Annotated in this window: 1 protein-coding gene; it reads right to left on the reverse strand. The window is 69.8% G+C overall.

The features are described from left to right. Positions 1-166: 166 nt before the first annotated feature. Positions 167-1,672, reverse strand: a complete 1,506-nt coding sequence (locus tag ACLQ2O_RS29940) for a right-handed parallel beta-helix repeat-containing protein (protein ID WP_425837802.1) — start codon at positions 1,670-1,672, stop codon at positions 167-169. Between the last annotated feature and the right edge of the window lie 185 nt (positions 1,673-1,857).

Here is a 1,857-nt window from a genome sequence, read left to right on the forward strand (position 1 = left end):
CCTGGCTCCGGCCCCCCCGCGAGCCCAACCCCACCCCGCCCCCCCACCCCGCGGTTGTGCCGTTGTCCCCCCCCGGCCGCGATACAACGCGTCAGTCGTCGAACAACGGAACAGCCGCGGAACAGCGGGTCACCGGAGACCGGGCACGGCTGATCCCGTACGGCGCTTAGCTGCTGCGGCTGTCCTGGTCGAAGCCGGCGGCCTGCCACTGCTGCCAGGTCAGCTGAGTGCCCTTGTAGGCAAAGCGTTCAGCGGCGCGGTCGCCGATCCGGTAGCTGTTGCGCCGGAACACCACCGAGCCCGGCGCGGGGGAGTCCTTGTTCTCCACCACCCCAGTGCTGGCGGTCTGCTGGTCCATCACCACCTGGTTCCCCTCGACCAGCACGTCGCGCAGCACGTAGCGCCCGCGCGGCCCGTCGCCGCGCGTCCGCGACTGGATCGAGATGCCGTTCCGGTTCGCCCGGACCAGGTTGCCGACCACCTTCACGTCGGCCGAGGTGTTCACGTTGATCCCGCCGCCGTCCCACAGGCTCGGCCCGGACCCCCGCCCGGTGCCAAAGCCGTTGCTCTCGACAACGTTCGCCTCGATCACGCCGTTGTAGCTGATCTCGTACCGGATCCCGTCCGCGGCGTTGTCCCGGATCCGGTTCGCGCTGATCCGCCGGTCGTACTCGGCGATGTCGCTCCAGATCCCGATCCCGCGGTTGGCGACGATGTCGTTCCCGGACACCTCACCGGACGACCGCGTCGCCTTGATCCCGCCGGACTCCCAGTCGGCGATCCAGAACCCGTCGGTGTTGTTGCCGGTGATCAGGTTCTCGACGATCCGTCCCTCGGCCGACTGGTACTGCCCGACCCCGAGCTGCCCGTTGCCGGCGACCGTGTTCCGCCGTACGACGGCCCGGTCGCCCTCGATCACCATGATCCCGACCGCGTGGTTCCAGCGGACCTCGTTCGCCTCGACCGTCCAGTCGGTACCGACCTGAACCGCGCCACCCTGCGGCCGGCTGGCGAAGCGCTCGACGGTCAGCCCGCGCACCGTCACCTTCGCCGCCGACTTCTCGATCGCCGTCTCGGTCTTCGACATCTCGACCTGGTGCCCGGCCGGATCGTCGGCGACGTACACGGCGTTCGCCGCGTAGTCCCCGTAGAACGTCCCGGGCTCCAGCGCCTGTCGGCTCATCACCCGCGTCAGGTGCTTCCCGTCGACGAACACCTGCTCACCCGGCTGGCACGGGTTGGTCCGCTCGTCCTCGCACTTGCCCTTCAGCTTGTACGCCGCAGGCAGCGCTCCGCGGACCACCCAGTACTCCCCGTCGCGCTGCCAGGTGTTCAGCGCGACCGAGCCGGTCAGCACCGCCCCCGGGTCGCCGGCCAGAGTGGAGCCCTCGGTCGGCCGGATCGCACGGCTGATCCGGTGCAGCCCCTTGCTGAAGCAGAAAGTGGAGCCCGGCGGGTGCTGGTCGATCACCTGCTGAGGGTCCTGACCCGGCGCGATGCCGATGCCGTCGCAGGCGGCCGCCGTACTGGGTCCTGTCGGGCCTAGCTCGGTAGTGGCCGCTGCGGGGAGTGCAGTGGGCACTGGCTCGGGTGCTGGAGGAGGCGCCGCCTTGTCGTCAGTGCAGCCGGCCAGTAGTCCCAGTGCGAGCAGCAGCCCGGCAGCGCGCTTCATCCATCCCCCAACACCCCAACAGCAGCAAGTCGCTCAACTGTAGTGCCGGGACGTGTCTCCCGGCCCCCCGCCTACTGCGCGGCACTTGGCGGGACCGGGCGACACGCTCTAGGTGTACTGACCACGGACGTTGGTGACGGCGTGGTGAGGTGACATGGGGAAGACCTCCGGGTGAAGTGCGAGCT

Source organism: Kribbella sp. DT2, from assembly GCF_049844575.1.
Lineage (GTDB): Bacteria > Actinomycetota > Actinomycetes > Propionibacteriales > Kribbellaceae > Kribbella.